Annotated in this window: 21 protein-coding genes; 11 read left to right on the top strand and 10 right to left on the bottom strand. The window is 70.2% G+C overall.

Annotation, left to right across the window (positions count from 1 at the left end; genetic code table 11):
• Window positions 1-7: 7 nt before the first annotated feature.
• Together ABT254_RS41820 and ABT254_RS41825 are read left to right on the top strand one after the other, a co-directional pair.
• On the top strand, window positions 8-685 hold the full coding sequence (locus tag ABT254_RS41820; protein ID WP_030941720.1) for a response regulator transcription factor: 678 nt from the start codon (window positions 8-10) through the stop codon (window positions 683-685).
• A gap of 71 nt (window positions 686-756) precedes the next feature.
• Window positions 757-2031, top strand: a complete 1275-nt coding sequence (locus ABT254_RS41825; protein WP_351482730.1) for a sensor histidine kinase — start codon at window positions 757-759, stop codon at window positions 2029-2031.
• 105 nt (window positions 2032-2136) lie between these two features.
• Here the strand turns inward: ABT254_RS41825 and ABT254_RS41830 are convergent, their stop codons facing one another.
• On the bottom strand, window positions 2137-2652 hold the full coding sequence (locus ABT254_RS41830; RefSeq protein ID WP_351482731.1) for a GtrA family protein: 516 nt from the start codon (window positions 2650-2652) through the stop codon (window positions 2137-2139).
• A 197-nt stretch (window positions 2653-2849) separates the two neighbouring features.
• Between ABT254_RS41830 and ABT254_RS41835 the strand changes: the two genes are divergently transcribed.
• The 4 genes from ABT254_RS41835 (at window position 2850) to ABT254_RS41850 (ending at window position 7021) form a co-directional block, all read left to right on the top strand.
• Complete coding sequence (locus ABT254_RS41835; protein WP_351482732.1) at window positions 2850-3989, top strand: 5-(carboxyamino)imidazole ribonucleotide synthase; 1140 nt, start codon at window positions 2850-2852, stop codon at window positions 3987-3989.
• An 83-nt stretch (window positions 3990-4072) separates the two neighbouring features.
• Window positions 4073-4576, top strand: a complete 504-nt coding sequence (gene purE, locus ABT254_RS41840; protein ID WP_099934186.1) for a 5-(carboxyamino)imidazole ribonucleotide mutase — start codon at window positions 4073-4075, stop codon at window positions 4574-4576.
• A gap of 5 nt (window positions 4577-4581) precedes the next feature.
• Window positions 4582-5766 carry a dipeptidase gene (locus ABT254_RS41845; RefSeq protein WP_351482734.1) on the top strand — a complete coding sequence of 395 codons (1185 nt, stop codon included), beginning with the start codon at window positions 4582-4584 and terminating at the stop codon, window positions 5764-5766.
• A gap of 124 nt (window positions 5767-5890) precedes the next feature.
• Window positions 5891-7021 (top strand): dipeptidase, encoded by a 1131-nt coding sequence (locus tag ABT254_RS41850; protein WP_351482736.1) that lies wholly within the window; start codon window positions 5891-5893, stop codon window positions 7019-7021.
• Here ABT254_RS41850 and ABT254_RS41855 read toward each other — a convergent pair.
• A complete protein-coding gene (locus tag ABT254_RS41855; RefSeq protein ID WP_351482738.1) occupies window positions 7008-7397 on the bottom strand; it encodes a VOC family protein in 390 nt (129 codons plus the stop codon). The genes ABT254_RS41850 and ABT254_RS41855 overlap by 14 nt on opposite strands.
• A 14-nt stretch (window positions 7398-7411) precedes the next feature.
• Complete coding sequence (locus tag ABT254_RS41860) at window positions 7412-7771, bottom strand: VOC family protein (protein ID WP_351482740.1); 360 nt, start codon at window positions 7769-7771, stop codon at window positions 7412-7414.
• Between the two features lie 82 nt (window positions 7772-7853).
• On the opposite strand from ABT254_RS41860, the gene ABT254_RS41865 reads away from it, so the two are divergent.
• Entirely contained in the window at window positions 7854-8354 is a 501-nt protein-coding gene (locus ABT254_RS41865) for a CGNR zinc finger domain-containing protein (RefSeq protein ID WP_351482742.1), read from the top strand.
• Between the two features lie 117 nt (window positions 8355-8471).
• Here ABT254_RS41865 and ABT254_RS41870 read toward each other — a convergent pair whose 3' ends face one another.
• Window positions 8472-9815 (bottom strand): UDP-glucose dehydrogenase family protein, encoded by a 1344-nt coding sequence (locus tag ABT254_RS41870; RefSeq protein WP_351482744.1) that lies wholly within the window; start codon window positions 9813-9815, stop codon window positions 8472-8474.
• A 189-nt stretch (window positions 9816-10004) separates the two neighbouring features.
• Between ABT254_RS41870 and ABT254_RS41875 the strand changes: the two genes are divergently transcribed.
• Entirely contained in the window at window positions 10005-11162 is a 1158-nt protein-coding gene (locus ABT254_RS41875; RefSeq protein ID WP_351482746.1) for an acyl-CoA dehydrogenase, read from the top strand.
• Window positions 11163-11240: 78 nt separating this feature from the next.
• Here ABT254_RS41875 and ABT254_RS41880 read toward each other — a convergent pair whose 3' ends face one another.
• The gene (locus ABT254_RS41880; RefSeq protein ID WP_351482748.1) at window positions 11241-11807 is read right to left on the bottom strand and encodes an acyl-CoA thioesterase; all 567 of its coding nucleotides are present in this window, start codon (window positions 11805-11807) and stop codon (window positions 11241-11243) included.
• 119 nt (window positions 11808-11926) lie between these two features.
• On the opposite strand from ABT254_RS41880, the gene ABT254_RS41885 reads away from it, so the two are divergent.
• Together ABT254_RS41885 and ABT254_RS41890 are read left to right on the top strand one after the other, a co-directional pair.
• Window positions 11927-13225: an LCP family protein gene (locus tag ABT254_RS41885; RefSeq protein ID WP_351482750.1), complete on the top strand. Its 1299-nt coding sequence runs from the start codon at window positions 11927-11929 to the stop codon at window positions 13223-13225.
• Complete coding sequence (locus tag ABT254_RS41890; RefSeq protein WP_351482752.1) at window positions 13218-13844, top strand: HAD family hydrolase; 627 nt, start codon at window positions 13218-13220, stop codon at window positions 13842-13844. Before ABT254_RS41885 ends, ABT254_RS41890 begins: the two co-directional genes overlap by 8 nt.
• A 207-nt stretch (window positions 13845-14051) precedes the next feature.
• Here ABT254_RS41890 and ABT254_RS41895 read toward each other — a convergent pair whose 3' ends face one another.
• Both ABT254_RS41895 and ABT254_RS41900 read right to left on the bottom strand, forming a co-directional pair.
• On the bottom strand, window positions 14052-14414 hold the full coding sequence (locus ABT254_RS41895; RefSeq protein WP_351482754.1) for a four-helix bundle copper-binding protein: 363 nt from the start codon (window positions 14412-14414) through the stop codon (window positions 14052-14054).
• Between the two features lie 169 nt (window positions 14415-14583).
• Window positions 14584-16065, bottom strand: coding sequence for an LCP family protein (locus ABT254_RS41900; RefSeq protein WP_351482756.1), 1482 nt, complete (start codon window positions 16063-16065; stop codon window positions 14584-14586).
• A 125-nt stretch (window positions 16066-16190) separates the two neighbouring features.
• Here ABT254_RS41900 and ABT254_RS41905 point away from each other — a divergent pair, with 125 nt between their 5' ends.
• Window positions 16191-17219: a glycosyltransferase family 2 protein gene (locus tag ABT254_RS41905; RefSeq protein ID WP_351482758.1), complete on the top strand. Its 1029-nt coding sequence runs from the start codon at window positions 16191-16193 to the stop codon at window positions 17217-17219.
• Window positions 17220-17249: 30 nt separating this feature from the next.
• Here the strand turns inward: ABT254_RS41905 and ABT254_RS41910 are convergent, their stop codons facing one another.
• From ABT254_RS41910 to ABT254_RS41920, 3 genes are all read right to left on the bottom strand, one after another.
• Window positions 17250-18833, bottom strand: coding sequence for an LCP family protein (locus ABT254_RS41910; RefSeq protein ID WP_502972143.1), 1584 nt, complete (start codon window positions 18831-18833; stop codon window positions 17250-17252).
• A 210-nt stretch (window positions 18834-19043) separates the two neighbouring features.
• Window positions 19044-20672, bottom strand: coding sequence for an LCP family protein (locus ABT254_RS41915; protein WP_351482760.1), 1629 nt, complete (start codon window positions 20670-20672; stop codon window positions 19044-19046).
• 80 nt (window positions 20673-20752) lie between these two features.
• Window positions 20753-22477: an LCP family protein gene (locus ABT254_RS41920; protein WP_351482762.1), complete on the bottom strand. Its 1725-nt coding sequence runs from the start codon at window positions 22475-22477 to the stop codon at window positions 20753-20755.
• Window positions 22478-22682 lie beyond the last annotated feature (205 nt).

Here is a 22682-nt window from a genome sequence, read left to right on the forward strand (position 1 = left end):
TCACCTCATGACCCGTGTACTGCTCGCCGAGGACGACGCGTCCATCTCGGAGCCGCTGGCCCGTGCCCTGCGCCGGGAAGGTTACGAGGTCGAGGTGCGCGAGGACGGACCCACCGCGCTCGACGCCGGAAACGCCGGCGGCATCGACCTGGTCGTGCTGGACCTCGGTCTGCCCGGCATGGACGGCCTCGAGGTCGCCCGCCGGCTGCGCGCCGAAGGCCACACCGTGCCGATCCTCATCCTGACCGCGCGTGCCGACGAGGTGGACACCGTCGTCGGCCTCGACGCCGGTGCCGACGACTACGTCACCAAGCCCTTCCGGCTCGCCGAACTGCTCGCGCGTGTCCGGGCCCTGCTGCGGCGCGGTGCGGCCGAGCCGGCGCAGCCGCCCGCCACGCACGGCGTGCGGATCGACGTAGAGTCGCACCGGGCGTGGATGGGCGACGAGGAACTCCAGCTCACCGCCAAGGAGTTCGACCTGCTGCGGGTGCTGGTGCGGGACGCGGGCCGGGTCGTCACCCGGGACCAGCTGATGCGCGAGGTGTGGGACACCACCTGGTGGTCGTCCACCAAGACCCTCGACATGCACATCTCCTGGCTGCGCAAGAAGTTGGGCGACGACGCGGCGAACCCCCGGTACATCGCCACCGTGCGGGGCGTGGGTTTCCGGTTCGAGAAGAGCTAGCAGTAGCCGGTCGGAGACGGCAGGGCCCAGAGGCACACTGGTCGTCGTAAAGCCACTGCCCGGAGGGCCTCGTGCGTCGTCGTCTCATTCAGTCCACGCTTGCCGTCGTGCTCGTGGTCATCGCCGTCTTCGGTGTGTCCCTCGTCATCGTCGAGACGCGAACCATCAGCAACAGCGCCCAGGAGCGGGTGAGCTCCGAGGCGCAGCGGCTGGCCAGCATCGTGGACAGCCGGCTCGTCGGGGCCGGGACGATCAGCGCGGAGGTTCTGAAGGGGCAGGTCACGGGGGAGCGGTACGCCGTGATCAAGATCCCGGGGCAGCCGGCCATCGCGGTCGGCACCAAGCCCGAGGGCGAGGTCATCCGCGGCCGGGCGACGGGCGAGGAGGGCGAGCGGGTCGTCGTCGAGGAGCCGCGCTCGACCGTGAGCCGGGAGGTCGGCCGCACCCTGCTGATCATCGGGCTGGTCGCGCTGCTCGCGGTGGTGGCCGCCGTACTGCTGGCGATCCGGCAGGCCAACCGGCTCGCCTCCCCGCTCACCGACCTCGCGGAGACCGCCGAGCGGCTAGGCTCCGGCGACCCGCGGCCCCGTCACAAGCGGTACGGCGTTCCCGAGCTGGACCGGGTGGCGGACGTCCTCGACTCCTCGGCCGAGCGCATCGGGCGCATGCTCACCGCCGAGCGGCGCCTGGCCGCCGACGCCTCCCACCAGCTGCGCACACCGCTGACCGCGCTGTCGATGCGGCTGGAGGAGATCACCCTCACCGACGACCCGGACACGGTGAAGGAGGAGGCCAATGTCGCCCTCACCCAGGTCGAGCGGCTGACGGACGTGGTGGAGCGGCTGCTGACCAACGCCCGTGACCCCCGCACCGGCAGCGCCGTCTCCTTCGACCTCGACGAGGTCATCCAGCAGCAGCTCGCCGAGTGGCGGCCCGCCTACCGCCAGGCCGGCCGGGCGATCGTGAGCTCCGGCAAGCGGCATCTCCAGGCGGTCGGCACGCCGGGCGCGGTCGCCCAGGTGCTGGCGGCGCTGATCGAGAACTCGCTGATGCACGGCGGGGGCACGGTGGCGCTGCGGACCCGGGTGACTGGCAACCAGGCGGTCGTGGAGGTCACCGACGAGGGACCGGGCGTGCCCGCCGACCTCGGCGCGCGGATCTTCGAGCGCACGATCAGCGGACGGAACTCCACGGGCATCGGGCTGGCGGTGGCGCGGGACCTGGCGGAGGCGGACGGCGGCCGTCTGGAGATGCTGCAGACCCAGCCGCCGGTGTTCGGCCTGTTCCTGTCGCGCACGCCGCTGAAGCGGCCGCCGGCGGAGGACGAGGAGCCGATGGTCCGCTAGGCGCTCCGCCAGGAGTGCGGCGATGGGGCGTCGGTTGTCTGCGGCTTCAGCGTGGGTGGTCGCGCCCGTGTGGCGGGAGCCGCATGTTCGACATCCGGCGGCGGTTCAGCTGACGCGCGCCTCGGGCTTCGGGCGGTGGGCCTCGGCCGTCTCGGCCGCTTCCAGGAACGATTCGGCGTCGGCGACGGCATCGTTGACGGGCAGGGCCTTGAACACCCAGGTGCGGTACGACCAGAACCGGAACAGCGTGCCGAGGCCGATGCCGACGACCTTGAAGATGTTGCGCTCCAGGGAGCTCTCCCAGCCGAAGCCGTAGATGGCCGCGTACAGGATGCCGTTCTCGATCACCAGGCCGACCGCGCTGAAGGCCAGGAAGAGCGAGAGCTCCTTGGTCCGGGCGCTCTTGTCGCGGTCACGGTAGGTGAAGTAGCGGAACCCCAGGTAGTTGACGCCGATCGCGACCACGGTGGCGATCACATTGGCGCGTACGGCCTGCAGGCTCGTGAGGTGCCACAGCAGATTGGAGACTCCGAAGTTCACGACGGTGCCCAGGGCACCCACCGCACCGAACTTGGCAACCTCGTGTGCGAGCCTTCGCAGCCCGGCGGAACCATGTCCCATGGCCGTGCAGGCCCCCATTCGATCGGTTTCGTCAACTCAGCCATGCTAACCACCCCCCCTTCTCAAACGCTTGTCGTTGTGTTCACGGCTGGGACAGAAGTGGGGAAGAGGACCGGAAAAGCCCGGAAAGGCGGGGGTAAGAGGCCCCGGAAACGGCCGGAAACCGGCCGACCCGGCGTGGCCGATACCCTAGGGGCGTGACGTTCCCGGTAGTCGGCATGGTCGGCGGGGGCCAGCTCGCTCGTATGACACACGAGGCAGGCATCCCGCTGGGCATCAGGTTCAAGCTCCTCAGTGACACCCCTCAGGATTCCGCGGCGCAGGTCGTCGGCGATGTCGTCATCGGCGACTACCGCGACCTCGACACGCTGCGCGAGTTCGCGAGGGGCTGCGATGTGATCACTTTCGATCACGAACATGTACCCACCGAGCACCTCAGGGCTCTGGAGGCGGACGGCATCCCCGTGCGCCCGGGCCCCGACGCGCTCGTGCACGCCCAGGACAAGGGCGTGATGCGCGCGCGGCTCGACGCGATCGGTGTGCCGTGCCCGCGGCACCGGATCGTGACCGATCCGGCGGACGTGGCCGCCTTCGCGGCGGAGGGGGACGGCTTCCCGGTCGTCCTCAAGACCGTCCGCGGCGGCTACGACGGCAAGGGCGTGTGGGTCGTCGACGACGTGACCGAGGCCGAGGACCCGTTCCGCGCGGGTGTCCCGGTCCTCGCCGAGGAGAAGGTCGACTACGTACGGGAGCTGGCGGCGAACGTCGTGCGCTCCCCGCACGGCCAGGCGGTCGCCTACCCGGTCGTCGAGTCCCAGCAGGTGAACGGCGTGTGCGACACCGTGATCGCGCCCGCGCCCGACCTGGACGAGACCCTCGCCCTGCGGGCGGAGGAGATGGCGCTGCGCATCGCGAAGGAGCTGGACGTCGTCGGCCACCTCGCCGTCGAGCTGTTCCAGACCCGCGACGGCCGCATCCTCGTCAACGAGCTCGCGATGCGCCCGCACAACTCCGGCCACTGGACCCAGGACGGGGCGATCACCTCCCAGTTCGCCAACCACGTCCGCGCGGTCCTCGACCTCCCGCTCGGCGACCCGCGCCCGCGCGCCAAGTGGACCGTCATGGTCAACGTGCTCGGCGGCGACTACCCGGACATGTACTCCGCGTATCTGCACTGCATGGCCCGCGACCCGAAGCTGAAGATCCACATGTACGGCAAGGACGTGAAGCCCGGCCGCAAGGTGGGCCACGTCAACACCTACGGCGACGACCTGGACGACGTCCTCGAGCGCGCACGTCACGCAGCCGGTTACCTGAGAGGCACGATCACCGAATGAGCGCCCGCCCGTCACCCGACCACCGCCCCTCAACGAGCGCTGACGCGCACCCCTTTGAATCCGGCCCCCTCGTGGGCATCGTCATGGGCTCCGACTCCGACTGGCCCGTCATGGAGGCCGCCGCCCAGGCCCTCGACGAGTTCGAGATCGACTACGAGGTCGACGTCGTCTCCGCGCACCGCATGCCGCGCGAGATGATCACGTACGGCGAGCAGGCCGCCGAGCGGGGACTCAAGGTGATCATCGCGGGCGCCGGGGGTGCCGCCCACCTCCCCGGGATGCTCGCCTCCGTCACCCCGCTGCCGGTCATCGGCGTCCCGGTGCCGCTGAAGTACCTGGACGGCATGGACTCCCTGCTGTCGATCGTGCAGATGCCGGCCGGCGTGCCCGTCGCGACCGTCTCCGTCGCAGGCGCCCGCAACGCGGGTCTGCTCGCGGCCCGCATCCTGGCCACCCAGGACGACGAACTCCTGGGCCGCATGCGGGAGTTCCAGCAGGAGCTGAACGACCAGGCCACCGAGAAGGGCAAGCGCCTGCGCGCCAAGGTCGAGGGGTCGAACGGCTTCGGCTTCGGCTCGCGGAAGTGACGGCGATGACCTCCGCCGCACTGGAGGCGGCCCGGGAGCTCCTCGCCGAGTTCCCGGTCGTCGACGGCCACAACGACCTGCCCTGGGCGCTGCGGGGGCAGGTCCGCTACGACCTCGACGCCCGCGACATCGCCGTACACCAGAACGCCCATCTGCACACCGACATCCCGCGTCTGCGCGAGGGCGGCGTCGGCGCGCAGTACTGGTCGGTGTACGTCCGCTCGGACCTGCCGGACGCGGTGCCCGCGACGCTCGAACAGATCGACTGCGTACGGCAGTTGCTGGCGCGCTACCCGGCGGACCTGGCGCCCGCGCTGACGGCCGCCGACATGGAGGCGGCGCGCCGGGACGGCCGTATCGCCTCCCTCATGGGCGCGGAGGGCGGGCACTCCATCGCCTGCTCGCTCGGCACGCTGCGCGGTCTGTACGGGCTGGGCGTGCGCTACATGACGCTCACCCACAACGACAACATCCCGTGGGCGGACTCGGCGACCGACGAGCCGAGCGTCGGCGGCCTCACGGCCTTCGGCCGCGAGGTGGTCCGGGAGATGAACCGCCTCGGCATGCTCGTCGACCTCTCGCACGTGGCGGCGACGACCATGCGCGACGCGCTGGACGCCACGTCCGCGCCGGTGATCTTCTCCCACTCCTCCTCCCGGGCCGTCTGCGACCACCCGCGCAACATCCCGGACGACGTGCTGGAACGCCTGCCCGGGAACGGCGGCGTGGCGATGGTGACGTTCGTGCCGAAGTTCGTCCTCCAGGCGGCCGTGGACTGGACGGCCGCCGCTGACGAGAACCTGCGCTCGCACGGCTTCCACCACCTCGAGACGACCCCCGAGGCGATGAAGGTGCACCGCGCCTTCGAGGAGCGCAACCCGCGCCCGGTCGCCACGGTCTCGACGGTCGCCGACCACCTGGACCACATGCGCGAGGTCGCCGGCATCGACCACCTCGGCATCGGCGGCGACTACGACGGCACGGCCTTCACCCCGGACGGTCTCAGCGACGTCTCGGGCTATCCGAACCTGATCGCCGAACTCCTCTACCGAGGCTGGTCGAAGCCCGACCTGGCCAAGCTGACCTGGCAGAACTCGGTACGGGTACTGGGCGCGGCGGAGGACGTGGCCCGCGAGCTCCAGGCGACCCGCCCGGCCTCCAACGCGACGATCGAGTCCCTGGACGGCTGACCGCCGGGGGTGCCGATCCGGGCCCGGTACCCCCGAACGCCCCACTCATCAGGAAGCGCCCCGCGCCCCCGTGCGACGGTGAACCGTACCCCTTGGGGACGATTCACGACGTACGGAGCCCGCCATGGCAGACCTCCAGGACGACGAACTGCAGACCATCGGGGAGCTTGACGGCATCGGCCTGCCGGACCCCTTTCAGGCCGGGCCCTACCAGCCCGTCTCCGATCCGGGCGCCGCCCCCATGGAGCGCGCCCACGCCATCCTCGCCGTCCATCCCGTCGCCGACGGTTACAACGGGCTGCCCTGGGCCCTGAGGCATCTGTCCTGGTACGACCTGGAGCTCGGCGAGAGCGACGTCGAGACGGATGTGCCGCGGCTGCAGGAGGGGCACGTCGGCATGCTGTTCGGGTCGCTGCACCTGCCGGAGGGCATCGACGGGGACCGGATCGTCGCGGCGACCCTGGAGCAGCTGGACCTGGTGAACACCGTGGCCCGCGCCCACCCCGAGGGGCTGCGCCTCGTCTGCACCGCCGGGCAGGCCACCGACGCCCACAACTGCGGCCGTATCGGCGTGCTGCTGGGCCCCGCAGAAGCCGCCTCGCTGGGCGACTCCCTCGGCATCCTGCGCGCCCTGCACACCCTCGGCCTGCGCGTCCTCACCCTGTCCGGGGTGTCCTGGGCGAGCGAGGACGGGCTGACCCGGTTCGGCGAGGAAGTGGTGCGGGAGATGAACCGGCTCGGTGTGCTCGCCGACCTCTCCGGCGCCTCCTCCGACACCGTCCGTCGCACCCTGTCGGTCTCCAGGGCACCGGTCCTGTTCACCCGCTCCGCCGCCGCCACCCTGCGCCCCCACCCGGCCAATCTCTCCGACGACCTGCTCACCCGGCTGGGCGCCGCCAAGGGCTTGTGCATGGTGCCGCTGATGCCCGACCAGACGGGCCCCTCCGTCCACGACGTCGCCGACCACCTCGACCATGTGCGCGAGGTGGCGGGCCCGGACTGCGTCGGCCTGTCCGGCACCTACGACGCGGGCACCTCCCACCCCCGGGACCTGGACGACGCCTCCTGCTACCCGCAGCTGATCGCCGAACTTCTCAACCGCGGCTGGTCCGAGCCCGACATCGCCCTGCTGACCTGGGGAAACGTGCAGCGTGTCCTGCGCACCGCCGACTTCACGGCCCGCGCGCTCCAGCAGCGCCGGGAACCCTCGACGGCGACGATCGCGGATGTCGACGGCCGGTCTAGGGTTCGCTGATCCGGCACAGGCAGAACGGATGCCCGGCCGGATCGGCGTACACCTGGAAGTCCTTCTTCTCCCGGTCCTCCAGGTCGAGCGGCCGCGCCCCCAGCGCCAGCACCTTCTCGTGCGCCGCGTCGATCTCCTCCCAGGTCGACCCGGCGTCGAAGTCGAGGTGGAACTGCTGCGCGTTGCGGTCCGCGCGCGGCCACTCGGGCGGGGTGAGGCCCTCCGCCCGCTGGAAGGCGAGACGCGGCCCGCCCGGGATGTGCAGGACGACCCAGTCGGGGTCCTCCTCCTCGGGCGTACCGCCCGCGACGCCCGCGTAGAAGCGGGCGAGAGCGCGCGGGTCGGGGCAGTCGAGGACGACGGAGCGGAAGCGGGCCACTGGCATGGTGTCCTCCCGGTTCAGCAGGCGCAGAGACAGAACGGGTGCCCGGCCGGATCCGCGTAAACCCGCCAGGTGCGCGAGCGGTCGTCGGCGTCCAGGGGCTTGGCGCCGAGTGCCAGCACACCCGCCTCGGCCGTGTCCAGGTCGTCGACGGTCAGGTCCAGGTGGAACTGCTGCGAGTGGTCGGGCGCGGGCCACTCGGGGGCCACGAAGCCGGGGGAGGCCTGGAAGGCCAGCGCCCGGCCGTCGGGGGTGGTGAGGTCCGCCCAGCCGTCCTCCGTCTCGACGGTGCCGCCCAGTACCTCGGCGTAGAACCCGGCCAGCGCGCTCGGGTCGGGACAGTCCAGGACGACGGCGCCCAGTTTGGCGAGAGCCATGACTTCCTCCTGCGTTACCTGTAGATGCGGTCATGCAGTAACTGTTACTGCATGCTGCCTCATTGGAGGTAACGTCGCAAGCATGAGTGAGAGATCGGCCGCGCCGGGGAGCCTGGTCCTGGTCGAGTCCCTGGTGAACACGCTGGACATCGAGTCCGGCGCCGACGCGCTGGACACGGCGGACGGCCGGGCGCGGTTCGGTCTCGCGGAGGGCGAGGCGGCGGCCGCGCGTGAGCTGCGCGAGTCGCTGCGCGCCGTACTGCTCGCCCACGCGGGTCATCCGCCGCACGCCACGGTGACGCCCCTGGGTGAACTGCTGGCCTCGGCGCCCCTGTGTCTGACCGTCGACGCCGCGGACGGCTCGGCGGCCCTCGCCCCGGCCGACGCGGGCCCCCTGCTCTCCCGTGTCGCCGCCGCCGTCGCCGAATCGCTCGTCGCCGGCACCTGGCTGCGCCTGAAGGCCTGCGAGTCGGTCACCTGCCACTGGGCGTACTACGACCGCAGCCCGGCCGGCCGCGGCCGCTGGTGCTCCATGCAGGTGTGCGGGGCGCGCGCGAAGATGCGCCGGTACCGGGCGAAGTAGTTCCCCGGCAGCGCCACGGGCCGGTGGTGCAGAATGCAACAAGACGCCGGTTCGGCCGACTGAGCCTCGGCCGAACCGGCGTCCCCTCTTGATTGTTCGTTCGCCCCTACGGCTCTCTCACGCTGTAGGGCGCCCCATGGCCCGGTATGTCCAGCCCGCCTTGCGCCACAGCTCCGGGTCGAGGGCGTTGCGCCCGTCCAGGATCACCTTGGCCGCCGTGACCTCGCCCAGCCGGGCCGGGTCCAGCTCGCGGAACTCCCGCCACTCGGTCAGATGCAGCACCACGTCGGCGCCCCGCACCGCCTCCAGCGCCGTGTCGGCGTAGCCGAGCGTCGGGAAGACCTTGCGGGCGTTGTCCATGCCCTTGGGGTCGTAGACGGTGACCTGGCCGCCCTGGAGGTGGATCTGCCCGGCGACGTTCAGCGCGGGCGAGTCACGGACGTCGTCCGAGTCGGGCTTGAAGGTGGCGCCGAGCACCGCGACCCGCTTGCCCAGGAAGGGCCCGCCGCCGAGCACCTGCCGCGCCAGCTCCACCATCTGCCCGCGCTGCCGCATGTTGATCGAGTCGATCTCGCGCAGGAAGGTCAGCGCCTGGTCGGCGCCGAGCTCACCGGCGCGCGCCATGAACGCCCGGATGTCCTTGGGCAGACAGCCGCCGCCGAACCCGATGCCCGCCCGCAGGAACTTCTTGCCGATCCGGTCGTCGTACCCGATGGCCTCCGCCAGCTTGGTGACGTCACCGCCCGAGGCCTCGCACATCTCCGCCATCGCGTTGATGAAGGAGATCTTGGTGGCGAGGAAGGAGTTCGCGGACGTCTTCACCAGCTCGGCCGTCGGGAAGTCGGTGACGACGAACGGCGTCCCCTCGGCGAGCGGCGTCGCGTACACCTCGCGCAGCAGCTTCTCCGCCCGCTCGCTGCGGACGCCGACCACGATCCGGTCGGGGTGCAGGGTGTCGTCGACGGCGAACCCCTCGCGCAGGAACTCCGGGTTCCAGGCCAGCTCGGCGTCCTCGCCGGCCGGGGAGTTCTCGACGAGGAAGCGGGCCAGCCGCTCGGCGGACCCGACCGGCACCGTGGACTTGCCGACGACGAGGGCGGGCCCGGTCAGATGCGGGGCGAGCGAGGCGAAGGCGGAGTCGACGTACGACATGTCGCAGGCGTACTCGCCGTGCTTCTGCGGGGTGTTGATGCACAGGAAGTGGACGTCGCCGAAGGCCCCCACCTCGGCCCAGTCCATCGTGACGCGGAGCCGCCCGGTGGATCCCTCGATCCCGGCGACGTGCTTGCGCAGCAGTTCGTCCAGGCCCGGCTCGAACATCGGGGCCTCGCCCCGCGCCAGCTTCTCGATCTTCTCCGGTACGACGTCCAGGGCGAGCACCTCGAAGCCCAGCTCGGCCATCGCGGCGGCGTGTGTCGCGCCGAGATAGCCGGTGCCGATCACGGTGATCCTGAGGGCCATGGGTGCTCCAGAAGAGGGACGTGGTTGGTGCCGAGCCGAGCATAGTCGGGCCGCTTGCCGGGCACTTTTCCCGCTGTCGCCAAGCTCACGTATCACTCCCGTGGGCGGCCCCCTAAAATTTGAGTTACTTAACGGTAATTAGCGCCATCACCACAGTGCGTCAGAAGCGTCCTTGGAGCGTGAGAAACCTTGGCCGGATCGGCTGACTTCGACCTGTACCGCCCGTCCGAGGAGCACGACATGCTCCGCGACGCGATCCGTTCACTGGCCGAGGCGAAGATCGCGCCCTACGCCGCCATCGTGGACGAGGAGGCCCGCTTCCCGCAGGAGGCCCTCGAGGCCCTGGTCGCGAACGACCTGCACGCGGTGCACGTCCCCGAGGAGTACGGCGGCGCGGGCGCCGACGCCCTGGCGACGGTCATCGTGATCGAGGAGGTGGCGCGCGTCTGCGTCTCCTCCTCCCTGATCCCGGCCGTGAACAAGCTGGGCTCCCTGCCGGTGATCCTCTCCGGCTCCGAGGAGCTGAAGAAGAAGTACATGGGCCCGCTCGCCAAGGGCGACGCGATGTTCTCGTACTGCCTCTCCGAGCCGGACGCGGGCTCCGACGCGGCCGGCATGAAGACGAAGGCGGTCCGCGACGGCGACCACTGGGTGCTCAACGGAGTGAAGCGCTGGATCACCAACGCCGGCGTCTCCGAGTACTACACGGTGATGGCGGTGACGGACCCCTCGAAGCGCTCGAAGGGCATATCGGCCTTCGTCGTCGAGAAGTCCGACGAGGGCGTCTCCTTCGGCGCCCCGGAGAAGAAGCTCGGCATCAAGGGCTCCCCGACCCGCGAGGTCTACCTCGACAACGTCCGCATCCCCGCCGACCGCATGATCGGCGAGGAGGGCACCGGCTTCGCCACGGCGATGAAGACCCTCGACCACACCCGCATCACCATCGCCGCCCAGGCGCTGGGTGTCGCCCAGGGCGCCCTCGACTACGCCAAGGGCTATGTCCAGGAGCGCAAGCAGTTCGGCAAGCCGATCGCCGACTTCCAGGGCATCCAGTTCATGCTGGCCGACATGGCCATGAAGGTCTCCGCCGCCCGCGCCCTCACCTACCAGGCCGCGGCCGCCTCCGAGCGCGGCGACAAGGACCTGACCTTCCAGGGCGCCGCCGCCAAGTGCTTCGCCTCGGACGTGGCCATGGAGGTCACCACGGACGCGGTGCAGCTGCTCGGCGGTTACGGCTACACCCGTGACTACCCGGTGGAGCGCATGATGCGCGACGCGAAGATCACCCAGATCTACGAGGGCACCAACCAGGTCCAGCGCATCGTGATGGCGCGGAACCTGCCGTAGCACCCGGCACGCACACGACAGCCCCCGGCGTCCTGCCGGGGGCTGTCCTGCGTTCTGGCTCAGCGGTGCGCCCCGGGCTCAGTCGTCCAGCCCCTCCGCCGCCCGCTTCTCCCGCAGCTCCATGATCGCCCGCCGCCGCGCCAGCCGGTGGGTGCGGCGGATCTGGGCCTCCTGGTAGCGGCGCCGGTCCTTCTCCGTCTCCGGCAGCACCGGCGGCACCCGGCGGGGCTTGCCGTCGGCGTCCACCGCGGCGAAGACCAGATAGGCGGAGCCGACCTGGGTGGGCGGGGTCGACTCGTTCCAGCGCTCGGCCAGCACCCGGACCCCGACCTCCATCGACGTCCGGCCGGTCCAGTTGACCTGTGCCTTGACATGGACCAGGTCGCCGACGCGGACCGGCTCCAGGAACGCCATCTCGTCCATCGACGCCGTGACGGCGGGGCCTCCGCTGTGCCGCCCTGCCACCGCGCCCGCCGCGTCGTCCACCAGCTTCATGATCACGCCCCCGTGCACCGTGCCCAGAAGGTTCGTGTCGTTGTGGGTCATGATGTGACTGAGTGTGGTCCGGGACGCCGAGGTGGGCTTGCCAGGCACCTCCGGTATGTCCGAGGTGTCCGATTCCGTGGCGGGGGCCTGGTCTGTCATGGCCTCCACCTTATGCCGAGGCGACATCTGCGGACTTTGTGTTGGCTTCGCAACAGCAGTGCCCTGATTTTCCTACGACCCTTGTGAAGGGCACGGCTGCTCCCTGCACACTGGGCCCCATGAACGATTGGCCCGAGGCATGGTCCGACGACAACCGCAACCGGTACGGACGCGGCAGCGCGAGCGCGCACCCCGAGGGTGCACGCGCGATGCGGCAGGTCCGCCGGCCTGCCTCGGGCGGGTACGGGGGCTCCGGCCCGTCCGCCCCGCCGTACGGCGGTGGGGTGCCCCAGCAGCCCTCGTACGTCAACGGCCGGGGGTACGGCGGTGACGACGCCGGCGACGGCTACGACAGCGGCTACAACACCGGCCAGGTCTACGGCTCGCCCGGCGGCGGAGGGCCGGGCGGTCCCGGCGACCGCGGCGAGTACCGGCCGCGGCCGAACTGGCGTCGCCGTATCAAGTGGACCGCGATCACGCTGGTGACGGCGCTGGCCGTGACGTCGGTCGCCACGTACTTCTGGGCCGACGGCAAGCTGCACCGGGACGTCGACCTGTCCACGGTCATCGACCGGCCGGCCTCGGGCGACGGCACGAACTACCTGATCGTCGGCTCCGACAGCCGGGCCGGACTGTCCTCCGAGCAGAAGAAGCAGCTGCACACCGGTTCCGCGGAGGGCAAGCGGACCGACTCGATGATGATCCTTCACGTCGGCGACAGCGGCGACACGCTCATATCGCTGCCCCGCGACTCGAACGTCACGATCCCCTCCTACAAGGGCTCGACCTCCGGCAAGACGTACCCGGCCAGGGGCCGGCAGACCAAGCTGAACGCCGCCTACGCGGAGGACGGGCCGACGCTGCTCGTCCGCACGGTCGAGGCCAACATGGGCCTGCACATCGACCACTACGTGGAGATCGGCTTCGCCGGCTTCGCGAACATCGTGGACGCGGTCGGCGGTGTCACGATCAACATCGACAAGGGCTTCAAGGACAAGTACTCGGGCGCCGACTTCAAGTCCGGCGAGCAGACCCTGAACGGCGAACAGGCCCTCGCCTTCGTCCGCACCCGGCACGCCTTCGCCACCTCCGACCTCCAGCGCACGAAGAACCAGCAGAAGTTCCTCTCGGCGCTGGCACACCAGGTGGCCACCCCGTCGACGGTCCTGAACCCCTTCAAGCTGTATCCGACGCTGGGCGCGGGTCTGGACTCGCTCACAGTCGACAAGGACATGAGCCTGTGGGACCTGGCGTCCATGTTCTGGGCGATGAAGGGCGTCAGCGGCGGTGACGGCACCTCGATGAACATGCCGATCTCCGGCTCCGTCGGCGGCAACCTCGTCTGGGACAAGGCGAAGGTCAAGACGCTGGTGGACGAGCTGAACAACGACCAGAAGGTCACGGTCTCGGGTGGCTGAGCGGCCTGGCAGAGCACCGTTCGACGCGGTGCTCTGCGACGTGGACAACGTGATCCGGTTCTACGACCCCTCCGGGCTGCACGCCCTGGAGCGGGCCGCCGGGCTCGCCGAGGGCACCACCGCGAAGGTCGCCTTCGCGCCGGAGACCGCTCTGCCGGTGCTGCTGGGCCGGGTCGACCTTCAGGAGTGGGTGCAGGCGATCGCCGAGGGCCTGTCCGGGCCGGTCCCGGAAGCCACGGCCTGGGAACTGGGCACGGCCCTGCTGGAGTCCCCCTTCTCGGCCGACGAGACGGTGGTCGCGCTGCTGCGCCGGGCGCGCACCCGGGTGCCGCTCGTCCTCGTCAGCAACGCCACGGTCCGCCTCGAGGACGACCTCACCGCGCTCGGCCTCGCCGACCTCGCGGACGACATCGTCAACAGCGCCCGCGTAGCCCTCGCCAAGCCGGACCCCCGCATCTACCGCCTGGCAGCGGACCTGGCCGGCGTACGCCCCGAACGCTGCCTGTTCATCGACGACACCGAGGAAAACACCGAGGCAGCGGCAGCCCTGGGCATGCACCCGGTCCACTTCCACACGCCGGCAGACCTGGAACGAGCCCTGGACCCCCTGTTCACCTAGCCCGCGGCCCTCGTACCCGCCGCAGCCCGCGGCCCTCGTACCCGCCGCAGCCCGCGGCCCTCGTACCCGCCGCAGCCTGCGGGCATACGTGCCGCCCAGGGCGGCACGGGTGGGCGCAGGCGGCACCCCGCACCGCCGGGCTCGCGCACCCGCCGTGACCAAGGGCACCCAGCGCGCAGGTGCCCTTGATCCACGCTCACGCAGGCGTCACATCGCGACGCCGGACATCGCACGACACATCTCGGCACACCGCCGACACGCCTCCGCGCACCGCATCATCTGCTTGTCGTCCGGCATGGACATACACGCCTCGGCACACATGTCGCACGCCTTGGCACACATCGCGCACATCTCGGCCGACATGGGCGAGCGCCGCATCATCATGTCCGCGCACATACGGGTCGTCTCGGAGCAGTCCATGAGCGCACGCATGATCTGCATCTGGGCCTGGCCGCCCATCTGCATGCAGGAGCTCATGGTCTCCTCGCAGACGGTGTGGCAGGACATGCACGCCTGGACGCAGTCCTGCATCTCCTTGCTCATGGCGGTCATGGTTCCGGGCTGGGTCATGGCTCCTCCTGAGAGGCAGAGGGGCCCGGGGGTGGGCCCCGTGCCCTTCTGTTCCTACGCCTGCCCGGCGCCCCGCGCCATCGGGCGGACGCCAACAATTCCCACCCAATGCCGCACAGTGCACGACCCGCGACATTCCGTCACGGGTCGTGGCACAGGGCCGTTCGGGTTACGAGCACACCTCCTGGTCCCCCGTCATCACCCCGGGCTCCCCCTGGTCCGCGGCCTCCGCCCGCACCCGCCGCACCTGCTTGAAGTCGGCCCCCGCGATCACCTTCAACGTCGGCCCGAGCCCCGGCACCTCCCGCAGTTCGCTGCCCGGCAGCGCGGTGGCCAGCGCTTTCGCGGAGCGGTCCCACCCGGGGTCGTAGACGATGACCGTCCGCCTCAGGCCGTGGTCGTCCGCGTCCGCCGGCGTCCGGGTCGTGTGGAAGCCCGTCGCCGCCAGGGCGGCGTCCACACGCTTGCCGAGTCCCTCCGTGGCCGTGCCGTTCTCGACCTGGACGTGGATCTGCTGCGGGTCCACCTCGACCGGCACCGGCTGGGGGCGGGAGGGGCGCACGGCCAGCGGCTTGTCGTCGCGCAGCGACTGGAAGAGGCGTTCGGCCTTGGCGGTGTCCCACTTCAGCGTCTCGCCGATGCCGGGCACGACGTATCCCATCTGTCCGATGGGCACGGTCGTGAACTCGGAGGACGAGGGGGAGAAGTTGCGCATCGCCCGCCCGAGGTCGAGCAGCTCGTCCGTGCCGAAACCCTTGTCCGCGCGCACCGACCCCAGCACGGCCCGCGTCACGTCCCGGAACTTCATCGGGTTCAGCAGGATCCCCGAGGACGTGGCGCGCTCGATGAGCGCCGCCAGGAACCGCTGCTGGCGCTTCATCCGGCCGAGGTCGGAGTCCGCGTCGACATGCCTGGCGCGCACGAACTGCAGGGCCTGTCCGCCGCCCAGGACGTGCGTCCCGGCGGGCAGGTCGAGTCCGGTGTAGGTGTCCTTCAGGGGGAAGGCGGTGCAGACGGAGACCCCGCCGAGCACGTCCACCGTCTTCATGAAGCTGGTGAAGTCGACCTCCAGATAGTGGTCGATCTTCACATGGGTCATGTCCTCGACGGTATGGACGGTGAGGTTCGGACCGCCCTCCGCATACGCCGCGTTGATCTTGATGGGGTGGCCGGGGATCCGTTTCCCGGTCTTCTCGTCGGTGTGCGCGGGCGTCATGGCGTACGAGTCGCGCGGCAGACTCACCACGGTCGCCCGCTCCCGGTCCGCCGAGATGTGCACGATCATCATCGTGTCGGTGCAGTGGCAGGGCTCGCCGCCCAGGTGGTAGCGGTGCCGCTCCTCCTCGCTGATCCGGTCGCGGCCGTCGGTGCCGACCAGCAGGACGTTCATGCCGTGCCCGGCCTTGGGGCGGTTCTTCATGTCCTTGAACGGGTCGACGCGGGCGATGCCCGCATCCAGGCTGGTGACCACGGCATGGCCGATCCCGGCGGAGGCGAGGACGACCACGGAGAGGGTCGTCGCCGCCCGCATCACCCAGCGCGGCTTCCTCCGTGGCACGGGCGGCCGCGGCCCGCGCGGCGGTGGGGTGCGCGCGGGCTGGGGCCGGCGCTGCGGAGGGGCGGGCGCGGCGGACCGAGGCTGCGTGGGCATGGGGGACCTCCGGGCGACGGCCGTACGTGGGACCGTGAGCACCGTAGGCCGATACGATCTGTGGCCCGGTTCACCGCCCCGGCGGGGCGCAAAGGTGTCCCCCGTTCGCGGTAACGTAACGGGCGATGAACGCCAACCCCGACGCGCCGCTCCCCGCCGTTTCTGTGATCATGCCTGTCCTCGACGAGGAGCGGCATCTGCGCGGAGCCGTCCAAGCGATCCTCGCGCAGGAGTACGCCGGCGAGATGGAGGTCGTCCTCGCCCTCGGTCCCTCCAAGGACCGTACGGACGAGATCGCCGCCGAGCTCGTGGCCGCGGACCCCCGCGTGCACACCGTGCCCAACCCGGCGGGGCGTACGCCCGCTGCCCTCAACGCCGCGATCAAGGCCTCCCGGCACCCGATCGTCGTCCGCGTCGACGGGCACGGCATGCTCTCGCCGAACTACATCGCAACGGCCGTACGGCTCCTGGAGGAGACCGGCGCGCAGAACGTCGGCGGCATCATGCACGCCGAGGGCGAGAACGACTGGGAGCACGCGGTCGCCGCCGCCATGACCTCGAAGATCGGCGTCGGCAACGCCGCCTTCCACACCGGTGGCGAGGCCCAGGCGGCCGAGACCGTCTACCTCGGGGTGTTCCGGCGCGAGGCGCTGGAGCAGCAGGGCGGGTACAACGAGGAGTTCATCCGCGCCCAGGACTGGGAGCTGAACTTCCGCATCCGGGAGGCCGGCGGGCTGATCTGGTTCTCGCCGGAGCTGAAGGTGTCGTACCGGCCGCGGCCGTCGGTCAAGGCCCTCGCCAAGCAGTACAAGGACTACGGCCGCTGGCGGCACGTCGTCGCCCGCTACCACGAGGGCTCCATCAACCTGCGCTATCTCGCGCCGCCGACGGCGGTCCTGGCGATCGCGGCCGGCCTCGTGGTCGGCGCGGTGCTGACGCCCTGGGGCTTCGTGATCCCCGGCGGCTACCTCGCGGCGATAACCCTCGGATCCGTCCCGGCGGGCAAGGGGCTGCCGCTGAAGGCGCGGCTGCAGATCCCGGTGGCTCTCGCCACCATGCACATGTCGTGGGGCTGGGGCTTCCTGACCAGCCCCAAGGCGCTGGCCAAGAAGGTCATCGCCTCCCGCCGCCCCGCGGTGCTCGCCTCCAAATGAGCACCGGGGGCCACCCCTGTTGAACCCGGACTACCAGGTGTAGCCCGGGTTCACGTGCATGCACTGCTTCTTGTCCGAGCCGTTGATGACCTGCGCGGACGCGGGCGTCTTGTCGTCGTCCTCCGGGGCCGTGTACGCCGTGCCGGAGCGCCAGTCGGCGCCGACGACCAGCGTGACCCCGGAGACGGCGGTCGACTTCTTCACCGAACTCAGCGGGATTCCCAGCGACTTGGCGATGCGCTGGGCGTCGCCCTCCAGGTCCGCGCTCGGGTAGCGGATCACCGTCTTCTCCGCACCGGGGACCGCCGTGCTGTCCGCCACCGCCTCGGCGAACCCCTTGCCGACGAGCAGCTGCGCGATCGTACGCGCCCGTCCGCCGACCGCGAGCCGTGTGCCGGTGCCGGTGCCGTTCTGCACCTGTACGGCGATCTTGTCGTCCGCCGCGGCCGGGTCCGAGGACTCGCTCGTGCCGGTGGACTTCTTCTTGCCCTTGCCGTCCAGCGCGATGTCCTCGCGGACGAGCCGGAACAGCTTCTCGGCGTCACCCGGCTTGGGCACGACCCGGCCGCTGTTCGTCGTCGAGTACTGCCAGGGCATCGTCGTCATGGTGATGCGCTTGGTGGGAACCTTCTTGAGTTCCTTGCTCAGGTCGTACAGCTTCGCCACCGTGCCGAGGCCGTTGTCGACGGTCAGCGCCCTGGTGGCCGTCTCGGCCAGCTTGCGCAGCTCGTTCGGGTTGCCGAGGGTGGCGTTCTCGCGCAGCTGGCGGACCATCGCGTTCATGTACTGGTGCTGGGCCTTGGCCCGGGCGATGTCGGTGTTGTCCTCGAAGCCGTACCGCGTGCGCAGCCACTGCAGGGCCTGGACGCCCTTGACGTACGTGGTGCCCTCCTTCAGCTTCAGGCCCGAGCCGTGGCCGTCGGAGGACTTGGAGTAGACGTTGGCGTCCACACAGACCGGTACGCCTCCGATGGCGTCCGCCATGGACACCACACCCGCGAAGTCGATCATCATGAAGTGGTCGATGTGGATGTCGGTCAGCTTCTCCCAGGTCGCCACCGTGCAGCCGGGGCCGCCGCGGCCCAGGGAGTCGTTGGTGATCGCCGAGGTGAGTGCCCCGTAGACCTTGCCGTTGTCGGGATCCGTGCACCTGGGGATGTCCACGAGCGTGTCGCGCGGCATGCTGACGACCGACATGTTGGTGCGGTCCGCCGAGAGGTGCAGCAGCATCTGGACGTCTGCGCGCGGCGCGGTGTTGAAGGTGTCCTTGGCGCCGCCCAGCTTCTGGTTCTCCTTGGAGTCCCGGGCGTCGGAGCCGATCAGCAGGATGTTCAGCGGCGTCTGACCGGCCGCGTTGGCCTTCGACTCGGCCGCCCTGTCCTTCGCGTCGCCGAGGTTGAGGTCATCCTTTTTGATGTTGGCGTTGAGGTGCTGGTAGTAGAGATAGCCGGCCCCCGCCGTGCCGAGTATCACCACCGCCAGGACCATCGCGGCCCAGCGCAGCACGCGCCGTCTGCGGCGCTTCCCGTCGCCGTCCGGGCCCTTCCTGCGTCTGCCGCCGCCGTGCCGGCCGTGCTCGGTCGTCGCGTTCGGGTCCCGCGGTGTCAGGGACATCGTGTCCTCGACCGCGGAAACCTTTCCGCGCACACTGCTGCGCGCCAACTCCCTGCCCTCCCACCCCTGGACATGCCGAACCTCTCCGCTGCCCGGTCCCCCCGGATCAGGCGAATGAGAGGGCGCGCCACCTCCTTGGAGTCCCTCGGACGTGAGCGCGCCTCATCATTGTGCAGTGAGTTAGGAGTTCGCTGTGCGGATCGGTGAAGATCAGGCCCAGCGGTACGGTCCGTACACGTCCATGCACTGGCTCTTGTCCGAGCCGTTGATGGCGTCGGCGTTGCCGGGCAGGTCGCCTGCCTTGGGCTTCGACTGCTTCGGATACGCCGTGCCGGTGCGCCAGTCGGCGCCGACGACGACGGTGACCCCGGAGACGTCCGTCGACTTCTGCACCGAACTCAGCGGAATCCCCAGCGACTTGGCGATGCGCTGGGCGTCGCCCTCCAGCTCCGCGCTCGGGTAGCGCACGACGGTCCGGTCGGCGGTGAGCCCCGCCGTCGCGTCCTTGGACGCCTTGCTGAACCCCTTCTGCACGAGCTCCTGGGCGACCGTGCCCGCGCGTCCCACGACCGGGCCGAGGGTGGAGGTCCCGGTGGCGTTCTGCACCACGACACCGATGGCGCCGTCCGGGGCCGAAGGGGCCTTCGTGGCCGCCTCCTCGGCGGTCGCCCGCCTGGCGTCCGGGGCCTTGCCCTTGTTGTCGAGGGGGATGTCGTCGCGGAGCATCTCCCAGAGCTTCGCGGCGCCCGAGGCGTCCGGCACGACGTGGTCGGAGTTCCGCGGGTCCGGCACGTTCGGCATCGTCACCGAGGTGATGCGGTCCGTCGGCACCGACTTGAGCTGCGTGCCCAGGTCGTACAGCTTCTTGACCGTGCCGATCTCCTCGGAGACCTTCAGTGACTTCGTGGCGGCCTCGGCCAGGTCGGTGAGCCGCCCGGTGTCGGTGAAGACGTTCTGGTGCTTCAGCGTGCGGATCATCGAGTTGAGGTACATGTGCTGGGCCCTGGCCCGCATCAGGTCGCTGCCCCAGGCGTGCCGGGTGCGCAGCCACTGCAGGGCCTGCTTGCCCTCGACCTTGTGGGTGCCGGCCGTCAGCTTCAGACCGGAGCCGCCGGGCACGGCGGCCGTCGGGTGGTCCCACACGTTCTGCCTGACACAGACGTCCACGCCGCCGATGGCGTCGGCCATCCGCACCACACCCGAGAAGTCGATCGTCATCCAGTGGTCGATGTAGACCCCGGTGAGCTTCTCCCAGGTGGCCAGCGTGCAGCCCGCGCCGCCACGGGCCAGCGACTCATTGATGATCTTGTTCGTCTCGGGATATGTCTTGCCGGTCCTCGGGTCCCTGCACTGGGGGATCTCGACCCGGGTGTCCCGCGGAATGCTCACCATGGCGGCGCTCTTGCGGTCCGCGGACAGATGGATCAGCATCTGCACATCGCCCAGCGGTGGGGTGCCGCGGTCGTACCTGGCACCGCCGAGCTTCACGTTCTCGTCGGAGTTACGGCTGTCCGAGCCGATCAGCAGGATGTTCAACGGCGTCTGCCCCGCCGCGTTCGGCGCGGTCTTCTGCGCCTTGGCGTCGCCGCTGCTGCGCTCGCCCTTCTGGATGTTGCCGTTGAGGTGCTGGTAGTACAGGTATCCGGCGCCGGCCGTGCCGAGTATCAGCACGGAGAGCGTGGTCGCGGACCATCTGAGCACCCGGCGCCCCCGCCGCGGCCCGCGACTGCCCGGTCTGCCGCGCCGCCCACCGCCCTCGTGCGGGCCGCCCCGCTCGGGTTCACGAGTGTGCGGAACGCCCCGGAACGTCCCTTCCCCCTGCACGCTGCTCTGCGCCATCTCCCCGTCCTCCCCACCCTGCGCCCATGCATCAGGCCTGCCGTACGCCCTGTTAGACGTACGACAGGCCTGTCAGGTCACTACTTGGCGCACTCAACCTTGTCGGCCGTGGTCTTGTCCACGTCCGGCGCCTTGCTCGCCGCGGTGAACGAGTCCCCCGCTCCCGGGAAGTCCTTGCCGAGCGTCAGCGTGATGGCCGGCAGGCCCTGGGAGTTGATCACGCTCTTGCCCGGCTTCATCGCCGAGCCGGACAGGCCCAGGATGGCGGCCAGCCGGCGCGCCTGGTCGGCCTGGTCCGGGGCGTACTCCAGCGTCGTCTTGCTGAGCTGAGCGTCCGCGTTGCCGGCGTTCTCGGACTTCAGTACGCCCGCCTGGTTCTGCAGGTACTCGAGCTCCGCCTGCGCACTGCCGGGTTCGGCGCCGCCGTTCAGGATCCGCACCCGGACCGCGGACGCGGCCGACTTGGTGCCCTTGAGACGGGCGGCCACCGCGGCCGCCTCCTTCTTCTTCTTCGCCTTCACCGCGGTGAAGGAGACGTCGTTCTTGATGGCGTCGAAGACGGGCTGGGTCGCGCCCGGCTTGAGGACGACGGTCGCGTGCACCTTCTCGGCCGGGTTGTCGATCACCGGCACCGTGGTGAACGTCAGGTTCTTCGGGTTGAGCTTGCCCAGCTCCAGACCCAGGTCCTTCAGCTTGCCGATGCTGTCGAGGTTGGCGTCGACGGTCAGCGCCTTGGTGCCCGCCTCGGCGACCTTGATCATCTTCGTCGGGTCGGTGAGCGTGTCGTTCGACTTCAGCTTGCGCATCAGGGCGCTGAGGAACTGCTGCTGCAGCGTGATCCGGCTCAGGTCGCCGCCGAAGCCCACCGCGTGGCGGGTGCGCACGAAGGCGAGCGCGGTCTCGCCCGCGATGTGCCGCATGCCCTTCTTCAGGTTCAGATGCGAGTCAGGGTCGTTGATGTCCTTGCCCAGACAGACGTCGACACCGCCCACCGCGCTGGTGAGCGTCTTGACCGCGTTGAAGTCGGCCACCATGAAGTTGTCCGGCTTGATGCCGGTCAGCTCCGTGACGGTGCGCGCGACACAGCTGGGCGTACGGTCGTACTGGCCGAGGCTGGTGTTGAAACGGACGTGGCTGGTGCCCGCGATGACCTTCATGCTGCCGTCGGCCTGGGTGGTCGGGCAGTCCGGGACGTCGGTGATCAGGTCCCGCGGGATGCTCAGCGCCGTCGCGTTCGAGCGGTCCTTGGAGACGTGCAGCAGGATCGTGGTGTCGGCGTGACCGACGCTGTTCTTGTCGCCGTACTTGTCGTTGCCCTTGCCGGTGCGCTTGTCGGTGCCGATCAGCAGGATGTTGATCGCCTTGCCCTTGCTGAAGCCACCGGTGCTCGCGCCGTCGTCGGAGACGGACGTGATGTTGTCGTTGAGGTGCTTGATGTAGAGGTACCCGGCACCGGCCGCGGCGACCAGCACGAACGCCATGGTTCCGCCGGTCCACAGCAGGACCTTCTTCGCCTTCGACTTCTTCTGCACCGGCCGGCGGCCGCGCCGCCCCGGCAGCGGCTCCTCGGGCGCACCGCGGCGGCGCCTTTGCGGCGGCACCCCGCGGCCCGGGGCCTGCGGGTTCGCCGTACGGCCGCGCGCCGCGCCGTCCGCGCCACGGGGGGCGGATCTGCGCGGCCGGGGAACCGCCGATTGCGGTGCGGAAGGAGTCAGTCGCAGTTCGTATTCGCCGGTGTCCGGATTGAGCACCCACTGGTCTGCGGGGTCGATGTTCTCCGCCCGCCCACGGCTTTGCGCGTCCACGGTTTCCGAATCCTCCGTTTGGGCCACGCGGCGCCTTCCCCCTCAAAGACGCTCGGGTCTCGGTCACACAGTGCGCGACCCCAGGAAGGACCTGGCGGACCGGTGCACCGGATCGCTCACACTATCCGGCCAGTTCAGCGTGGAGCGACGCCGGTGACAAATTCCACGTCCCTACAACTGGGCAATCCGCCCATTTCTTTGGGTT

The sequence above is a fragment of the Streptomyces sp. NPDC001137 genome (genome assembly GCF_040298885.1).
Classification (GTDB): domain Bacteria; phylum Actinomycetota; class Actinomycetes; order Streptomycetales; family Streptomycetaceae; genus Streptomyces.

Bases quoted from the DNA above. Each gene is read 5' to 3' on its own strand.
- ABT254_RS41820 (WP_030941720.1), top strand. From the start codon at position 8: ATGACCCGTGTACTGCTCGCCGAGGACGACGCGTCCATCTCGGAGCCG.
- ABT254_RS41830 (WP_351482731.1), bottom strand. From the start codon at position 2,652: ATGGGACATGGTTCCGCCGGGCTGCGAAGGCTCGCACACGAGGTTGCC.
- purE (WP_099934186.1), top strand. From the start codon at position 4,073: ATGGGCTCCGACTCCGACTGGCCCGTCATGGAGGCCGCCGCCCAGGCC.
- ABT254_RS41845 (WP_351482734.1), top strand. From the start codon at position 4,582: ATGACCTCCGCCGCACTGGAGGCGGCCCGGGAGCTCCTCGCCGAGTTC.
- ABT254_RS41850 (WP_351482736.1), top strand. From the start codon at position 5,891: ATGGCAGACCTCCAGGACGACGAACTGCAGACCATCGGGGAGCTTGAC.
- ABT254_RS41855 (WP_351482738.1), bottom strand. From the start codon at position 7,397: ATGCCAGTGGCCCGCTTCCGCTCCGTCGTCCTCGACTGCCCCGACCCG.
- ABT254_RS41860 (WP_351482740.1), bottom strand. From the start codon at position 7,771: ATGGCTCTCGCCAAACTGGGCGCCGTCGTCCTGGACTGTCCCGACCCG.
- ABT254_RS41865 (WP_351482742.1), top strand. From the start codon at position 7,854: ATGAGTGAGAGATCGGCCGCGCCGGGGAGCCTGGTCCTGGTCGAGTCC.
- ABT254_RS41870 (WP_351482744.1), bottom strand. From the start codon at position 9,815: ATGGCCCTCAGGATCACCGTGATCGGCACCGGCTATCTCGGCGCGACA.
- ABT254_RS41880 (WP_351482748.1), bottom strand. From the start codon at position 11,807: ATGACAGACCAGGCCCCCGCCACGGAATCGGACACCTCGGACATACCG.
- ABT254_RS41885 (WP_351482750.1), top strand. From the start codon at position 11,927: ATGAACGATTGGCCCGAGGCATGGTCCGACGACAACCGCAACCGGTAC.
- ABT254_RS41895 (WP_351482754.1), bottom strand. From the start codon at position 14,414: ATGACCCAGCCCGGAACCATGACCGCCATGAGCAAGGAGATGCAGGAC.
- ABT254_RS41900 (WP_351482756.1), bottom strand. From the start codon at position 16,065: ATGCCCACGCAGCCTCGGTCCGCCGCGCCCGCCCCTCCGCAGCGCCGG.
- ABT254_RS41905 (WP_351482758.1), top strand. From the start codon at position 16,191: ATGAACGCCAACCCCGACGCGCCGCTCCCCGCCGTTTCTGTGATCATG.
- ABT254_RS41910 (WP_502972143.1), bottom strand. From the start codon at position 18,833: ATGTCCCTGACACCGCGGGACCCGAACGCGACGACCGAGCACGGCCGG.
- ABT254_RS41915 (WP_351482760.1), bottom strand. From the start codon at position 20,672: ATGGCGCAGAGCAGCGTGCAGGGGGAAGGGACGTTCCGGGGCGTTCCG.